At 71.1% G+C, this 6,963-nt stretch carries 7 protein-coding genes and 1 rRNA gene; 3 read left to right on the top strand and 5 right to left on the bottom strand.

Going from position 1 to position 6,963, the window contains the following annotated elements; genetic code table 11:
• Window positions 1–55 precede the first annotated feature (55 nt).
• From rrf to A5481_RS26700, 3 genes are all read left to right on the top strand, one after another.
• A 5S ribosomal RNA gene (gene rrf, locus A5481_RS26710) occupies window positions 56–171 on the top strand.
• A gap of 282 nt (window positions 172–453) precedes the next feature.
• On the top strand, window positions 454–1,095 hold the full coding sequence (locus A5481_RS26705) for a LysE family translocator (protein WP_048435146.1): 642 nt from the start codon (window positions 454–456) through the stop codon (window positions 1,093–1,095).
• A gap of 29 nt (window positions 1,096–1,124) precedes the next feature.
• Complete coding sequence (locus A5481_RS26700; protein WP_280818881.1) at window positions 1,125–2,015, top strand: dihydrodipicolinate synthase family protein; 891 nt, start codon at window positions 1,125–1,127, stop codon at window positions 2,013–2,015.
• Between the two features lie 2 nt (window positions 2,016–2,017).
• On the opposite strand, the gene A5481_RS26695 is transcribed toward A5481_RS26700, so the two are convergent.
• The 5 genes from A5481_RS26695 to A5481_RS26675 form a co-directional block, all read right to left on the bottom strand.
• Entirely contained in the window at window positions 2,018–3,394 is a 1,377-nt protein-coding gene (locus A5481_RS26695) for an amidohydrolase family protein (protein ID WP_048435144.1), read from the bottom strand.
• Window positions 3,391–4,269: a polysaccharide deacetylase family protein gene (locus A5481_RS26690; RefSeq protein ID WP_048435143.1), complete on the bottom strand. Its 879-nt coding sequence runs from the start codon at window positions 4,267–4,269 to the stop codon at window positions 3,391–3,393. Before A5481_RS26690 ends, A5481_RS26695 begins: the two co-directional genes overlap by 4 nt.
• Before the next feature lie 265 nt (window positions 4,270–4,534).
• Window positions 4,535–5,365: an ABC transporter substrate-binding protein gene (locus A5481_RS26685; RefSeq protein ID WP_048435142.1), complete on the bottom strand. Its 831-nt coding sequence runs from the start codon at window positions 5,363–5,365 to the stop codon at window positions 4,535–4,537.
• A 25-nt stretch (window positions 5,366–5,390) separates the two neighbouring features.
• Window positions 5,391–6,116 (bottom strand): amino acid ABC transporter ATP-binding protein, encoded by a 726-nt coding sequence (locus tag A5481_RS26680; protein WP_064504417.1) that lies wholly within the window; start codon window positions 6,114–6,116, stop codon window positions 5,391–5,393.
• A gap of 143 nt (window positions 6,117–6,259) precedes the next feature.
• Window positions 6,260–6,952 (bottom strand): amino acid ABC transporter permease, encoded by a 693-nt coding sequence (locus A5481_RS26675; RefSeq protein ID WP_048434087.1) that lies wholly within the window; start codon window positions 6,950–6,952, stop codon window positions 6,260–6,262.
• Window positions 6,953–6,963 lie beyond the last annotated feature (11 nt).

The following is a 6,963-nucleotide window of genomic DNA, read 5'->3' as shown; positions in this document are numbered from 1 at the left end:
CGGCCCCAGCGGCCGCCGGTCCCCATGCTTGCCCGAACGCGACGTGCTTGGCCGGTCTGGTGGTCTGAGCGGGGTGATCAGAACCCGATCCCATCTCGAACTCGGCCGTTAACCGCCCCAGCGCCTATGGTACTGTGTCTCAAGACACGGGAGAGTCGGTCACCGCCAGACCTGCCAAGCACGTACACCTTCCCTCGACACGACCTCGACCGAAGAAGCCCGCCAGGCTCACGCCCGGCGGGCTTCTTCGCGTTCCGGCCCCTTGGCGTTCGGACCCCTCGGCGTTCTTGCCCCCTCGGCGTTCTTGCCCCCTCGCCGCTCACTGCCGGAAACATCGCTGGCGCGCGACCAACTGGACCAGCGTGATCGCGCCGAACTGGCCGTAGGCGGTGAGCCGGTTTGCCGTTACCTGCTCCGCTTGCCGCCCGATCCGGCGCCCCGTTCGAGATCCCCATGCCCGATCCGAGCTCTTTCGCGCTCTATGCCGCCGCGGCGCTCCTTCTCGCCGTCACGCCTGGTCCGGGCCTGTTCTACGTCGCGGCGCGAACCCTTGCCGGAGGGCGCGCCGAGGGCGTGGCGTCGAGCCTCGGCACCGGGCTCGGCGGTCTCGCCCACGTCCTGGCCGGCGGCCTCGGCGTGTCGGCCCTGGTGCTCGCCAGCGCGGAGTGGTTCACGGCGCTGAAGCTCGCGGGCGCCGTCTACCTCGTCTGGCTCGGCTATCGTACGCTGCGCTCCGCCCGGCGGGACGCGCCGAGGCCGGACGGCGCGCGGCCGTCGGTCGGGGCGCGGCGGGCATTCCGAGAGGGCGTGCTGGTCGAGGCCCTCAATCCGAAGACGGCGGCATTCTTCCTGGCCTTCGTACCGCAATTCGTCGACGCGGCGGCGGGTGCCGTCGCGCTGCAATTCGTGGTCCTGGGGACGGTCGCGGTCGCCCTCAACACCCTCGCCGACCTCGCCGTCGCGATCGCTGCGAGCCGCCTGCGCGGTGCCGCCGCGTCCCGCCCCGGGCTGGTCCGCCGCCTGCGCGAGGCGTCGGGCGCCGCGATGATCGCGCTCGGTCTCGGCCTCGCCTTCGCGCGGCGGCCCGCCGCCTGATGCCCGACCCGACAGGAAGGACAGCTCCCGTGCACCTCTCCGGCCTCTCCGCCTTCCCGATCACGCCGATGGACGCCGACGGCCGCGCCGACCTCCCGGCCCTGCGCCGGCTCGTCGCCCGGCTGTGCGAGGCCGGCGTCGATTCGATCGGTCTCCTCGGCAGCACCGGATCCTACCCGTATCTGACTCGCCAGGAGCGCCGGCGGGCACTCGAGGCCGCGCTCGACGAGGCCGGCGTGCACGTACCGATCTTGGTCGGAATCGGCGCGCTGCGGACCGACGAAGCGGTGCGGCTGGCGCAGGATGCGCGGGCGGCGGGGGCCGCGGCCGGGCTGCTCGCGGCCGTCTCCTACACGCCGCTCACCGACGACGAGGTGTTCGAGCATTGCGCCGCGGTGGCGCGGGAGAGCGGCCTGCCGCTCTGCCTCTACGACAATCCCTCGACGACGCATTTCCGGTTCGGGCCGGCGCTGGTCGGCCGCTTGAGCCGGGTACCGGGGATCGTCGCGGTGAAGAGCCCGGGCCAGGAGCGGGAGGCCGTGGCCGGGCACCTGGCCGCGTTGCGCGCCGCCGTGCCGCCGTGCTTCTCCCTCGGCTATAGCGGCGACTGGACCGTGACCGAGGCGCTGCTCGCCGGGGCGGACGCCTGGTACAGCGTCGTCGCGGGACTGTTTCCGCAGGTCGGCGTCGCGATCCTGCGCGCCGTGCGGGCCGGCGAAGCGGCGGAGGCGCGGCGGCTCGATGCCCGGCTCGAACCGCTCTGGGCGCTGTTCCGGGAATATTCGAGCCTGCGGGTGATCTATGCCTGCGCCAGCCTCCTCGATCTCACCCAGGCCGTGCCACCGCGCCCGATCCTGCCGCTCGGCGCGGAGGCCCGGGCCCGGGTGGCGGAGGTGATGCAGGCGCTCGACCTCGGTTGAGGTCAGGCCTCCTCGAAGGCGGCGCGAGCCTCCGGCAGGTCCCAGATCCGCTCGATCGCGGCGGCGCCCTCGCGGGTGATCGCCGCCTCGTCGCCGGCGAGGTACCGGCCCTCGTCGACGAGGATCCGGCCGTCGACGATCACCTGGGCGATGTCGGCGCGGTTGGCGAGCGCGATCAGGGCGCGCAGGGGATCGTGCAGCGGCTGCAGGTGCGGGTGGGTCATGTCGACCACCGTCAGGTCGGCCCTGGCGCCGGGCGCCAGCACGCCGAGATCGGGCCGCCGGATCGCCGCGGCGGCCTGCCCCGTCACCGCGTCGACGAGGGCGGCGGAATCCGCCACCTCGGCCCGGCCGGCGGCGATCTTCGAGATCAGCGAGGCGGCGTTGAGCTCACCCAGCAGGTCCATGTTGTAGCCGTCGGTGCCGACCAGCGTGCGGATGCCGTGGGCGGCGAAGCGCCCGAAGGCGGCGGTGCGTCCGGCCCGGGCGAAGACCCGCGGGCAGTTCAGCACCGTGGCGCCGCGCGCCGCCATCAGGCGCAGGTCGTCGTCGCTGCTGGCGATGCAATGGGCGGCGAGCAGGTCCGGCGCCAGCAGGCCGAGCCAGTCGAGGTACTCGGCCGGGCTGCGCCCGTCGTAGCGGGCCCGGATCGTCGCGACCTCGTCGTCGCTCTGGGCGAGGTGGGTGGTGATCGGCACGCCGAGCTCCCGCGCCCGGGCGGCGCAGGCGCGCAGCAGGTCCGGGCCGCAGGTATCGGTGGCGTGCGGGCTCATCGCGAGGCGGATGCGCCCGTTCGCCCTGCCCTCCCAGCGGGCGTGGAGCGCGTTCCAGGCCGCGAGATCGGCCGCGCCGTCGTCGCCGGCATACGCCACCCGTCCGTCCGGGCCGGCCTTGGCGTCGGCGGTCGAGAACAGGTAGGGCGCGCCGTAGAAGCGCAGGCCCATCTCCTCGGCCGCCGCGAACATCTCGGGGAGGCCGTTCCGGAACGGCTCCATCACCGTGGTGGCGCCGCCCTTCAGGAGCTGGAGGATGCCGAGCCGCGCCACCGCCAGGCGCTCCCCGGGCGACAGCACGGTCAGCGCGGTCTTCGAGAGCGGCAGCAGCACCGTGTAGACGATGCTCCTGCCGCCCTTCCGCCCGCGCCCGTCCTCGGTGTGCGAGCGGGCGATCGCCTCGCTGAAGCAGTGGTTGTGCAGGTTCATCAGGCCGGGCAGCACGAGGCGGCCCGGCCGGTCGCAGGTGGTGTCGGCCGCCGGCCGGTCGGCGGTGATCGCGGCGATCCGGTCGCCCTCGATCAGCACCCAGCGGTCGCGCTCGATGCGCGCAGCCCCGTCCCGGCGGGTGAGGATCCAGGAGCCGAAGAGCGCCGTCGTCGTCACGCCGCCCTCTCGTGGGTCAGGAAGTTCTCGGCGATCGCCGCGCCGGTGGTGATCCACACATCCGGGCAGTCCTGCGCGTAGGCGAGGAACTCGCGCAGCAGGCGCAGGCGCATCGGCCGGCCGCTGCACTGGGGATGCAGCACCGTCGTCACCATCGCACCCCAGTCGCGGATCTCGTCGAGCTCGTCCTTCCACAGCGACAGGACGTGCTCCTTGGGGAAGATCGAGCGCGGGCTGAAGCGGGTCGAGAGGCCGTGCATCCAGTCGTCGTAGCTCGCCGTCACCGGCAGCTCGATCGGGCCGGGGCGGCCGTCCGCGAGGACGTGGCGGTAGGGCCGGACGTCGTCGCGGAAGGACGAGGTATAGACGATGCCGTGCTTCACCAGGATCTGGCGCAAGGATTCGGTGAACTCGCCGTAGGGGGCGCGGTAGCCCGTCGGCACCACGCCGAGGCGGCGCTTCAGGGTCTCGAAGCCCCGCTCCACCTCCTCCTCGATGAAGGGCGCGCCGGGATCCGGCATCAGGTGGTGGTAGCCGTGGTGCCCGATCTCGTGGCCTGCCTTCACGATCGCTTCGGCCATCGCCGGATAGGCGTCGACGGCCCACCCGGTGATGAAGAAGGTACCCTTGAGGCCGCGCTGGTCGAGGAGTTCGAGGAGCTTCGGCGTGCCGACCCGCGCCTCGTAGGCGCCGTAGCTCATGGTGACGAGGCGCTCGGCGTGGCCTGCGTCCTTGCTGGTCCAGGCGCTCTCGGCATCGACGTCGAAGGAGAGGAACATCGCCGAGCGGTAGGGCGCGGGCCAGGGATAGTCGGGGGCGGGCGCCGCGAGGTTGGCGGGGGTGAGCGGGATGCTGTCGAGGGCGGCGCGGTTCATGGGTTGGGGACTTTCGGGGTTGTGCGGTCGGGAACTGCGGATCTCCCGGGCGCCGGTGTCGACGAACTCGCGCGCTCCCCTCGCCCGCGTGGGAGAGGGGTCGGGAGTGAGGGTGGCGAACTTCATCGTAAAGCTCAGACCGTGGTGCTGGCAGCTCGGCACTGCGAGCTTAACTCAGAACCGTAGCACCCTCACCCCTGCCCCTCTCCCAAACGGGAGAGGGGACCCCGCGTTCTTCTTGGGGAATGGCGGTTGATGGGCGTTTCTACTTCCCGCCGTTGATCACGGCCTTGTCGACGCCGTTCTCGGTGAGCTTCCACTTCTCCAGGAGCGCCTTGTAGGTCCCGTCGGCGATGAGCGCGTCGAGGGCGCCGGCCATCGCCTGCTGCAGGCCGGTCTCCTTCACGGGAATCGCGATGCCGGTATATTGCAGGGCGATCGGGGTGCCGAGGGCGAGGTAGGTGTCGGGTTCCAGCCCCATCACGTAGGGCAGGGTCTCGTTGCCCTGGACCGCGGCGTCGATGCGGCCCTGCTTGAGCTGGGTGCGGGCATCGGCCGAGCCCTCGGTGCCGACGAACACCACCGGGTTGTCCTTGCAGTTCTGCTCGCTCCAGGCGGCGATCTCGCGCGGGAACGAGGTGCGCCGGCTCGCCCCGGCCTTCTTGCCGCAGAGCGAGGTCATGTCCTTGAGCTCGCCCGCGCGGGCCTTGCGGACGAAGAATTGCGGGCCGCTGCGCAGGTAGTCGACGAAGGTCGCGGTCTCGTGCCGGGTCGCGAGGTCGGTCATGCCGGACAGGATCATGTCGACCCGCCCCGTGCTCAGCGCCGGCATCATCTGGTCGAAGCTCGTCTCCTGCCAGGCGAGCTTGACGCCGAGCGTCTTGCCCAGGGCGTCGCCGAGATCGACGTCGAAGCCGGTGAGCTGGCCGGTCGCCGGGTCCTTGAACTCCATCGGCGGATAGTTCGGCACGATCGCGACCTTGATCGTGCCGCTCCTGGCGATCTCCGGCGGCAGGGCGGCCTTCGGGGCCTCCTGCGCCACGGCCACCGTGGCGGACAGGCCCATGAGACCGATCGCGATCAGACGCTTCACCAGAACCTCCTCGACATCGTGAAAACTCTCAGCCGATCACCGCCGAGAGGAAACTGCGGGTGCGGGCCTCGCGCGGGCCCCCCAAGACCTCGGCCGGCGTGCCCGCCTCGACGATGCCGCCCTGGTCCATGTAGACCACGGTGTCGGCGACCTCGCGGGCGAAGCCCAGCTCGTGGGTGACGACCATCATGGTCATGCCCTCGCGGGCGAGCTCGACCATGACGTCCAGCACCTCGCCGACCATCTCGGGGTCGAGGGCCGAGGTCGGCTCGTCGAACAGCATCACGATCGGGTTCATGGCGAGCGCCCGGGCGATGGCGACACGCTGCTGCTGGCCGCCGGAGAGCTGGCCCGGGAACTTGTGGGCGTGGGCCTTGAGGCCGACCCGCTCGAGCAGCGCGAGACCCTTGGCCTCCGCCTCGTCCCGGCTCCGGCCGAGCACCTTGCGCTGGGCGAGGCTGAGGTTGTCGGTGATCGACAGGTGCGGGAACAGCTCGAAGTGCTGGAACACCATGCCGACCCGCGAGCGGAGCTTGGGCAGGTTGGTCTTCTTGTCGGCGATCTTGGTGCCGTCGACGGTGATCTGGCCCTTCTGGAACGGCTCGAGGGCGTTGACGCACTTGATGAGCGTCGACTTGCCGGAGCCCGAGGGGCCGCAGACCACCACCACCTCGCCCTTGGTGACGGAGGTGGTGCAGTTCGTCAGCACCTGGAAGTCGCCGTACCACTTCGAGACGCCGTCGATGGCGATCATCGGCCCGGTGGTCGCCGGCACGGGCGGGCGCTCGGTGAGCAGGGTGCCGACGGGGCCGGTGCCCGGCGCCGCGTCGACCGCGGCCTGCGGCTCCGGAACGGGGCTGACGGGCGGCATCGCGGAGGAGGTCATGGCGGCAAACCCTATCGGATGATGGCGACCCGGCGCTGCAGGCGGCGCACCAGGAGCGAGGCGATGAAGCAGACGGTGAAGTAGACCACGGCGGCGAACAGGTACATCTCGACCAGGCGCCCGTCGCGCTGCGCGATCTTCGAGGCGGCGCCGAGGAAGTCGGTGATCGACAGGACGTAGACCAGCGACGTGTCCTGGAACAGCACGATGGTCTGGGTCAGCAGCACCGGCAGCATGTTGCGGAAGGCCTGGGGCAGGATGACGCTGCCCATCGACTGCCAGTAGGTCAGGCCGAGCGCCGAGGCCGCCGCGCCCTGGCCCTTCGGGATCGACTGGATGCCCGCCCGCATGATCTCCGAGAAGTAGGCCGCCTCGAACAGCGTGAAGGTGATGAGCGAGGACGAGAACGCGCCGACCTGGATCGGCCGCTCGGCCCCGATGATCCACTGCCCGATATACGGCACCAGGAAGTAGAACCAGAAGATCACCAGCACCAGCGGCAGCGAGCGCATGAAGTTGACGTAGACCTTGGCGATCTGCGGCAGCACCGGCAGGCCCGAGAGCCGCATCATGGCGATCAGCGTGCCGAGGATCACGCCGCCGACCGCCGCGAGAGCGGTCAGCGTCAGCGTGAAGGTCATCCCGTCGAGGAACAGGTAGCGCCAGGAATTCAGGATGACGCCGAAGTCGAAATTCGAGAACATCGCAGGATCCT

The sequence above is a fragment of the Methylobacterium platani genome (assembly GCF_001653715.1).
Lineage (GTDB): Bacteria > Pseudomonadota > Alphaproteobacteria > Rhizobiales > Beijerinckiaceae > Methylobacterium > Methylobacterium platani.
The sequence above is the reverse complement of the archived record's forward strand: the minus strand, read 5'-3'. Positions and strand labels throughout refer to the sequence as shown.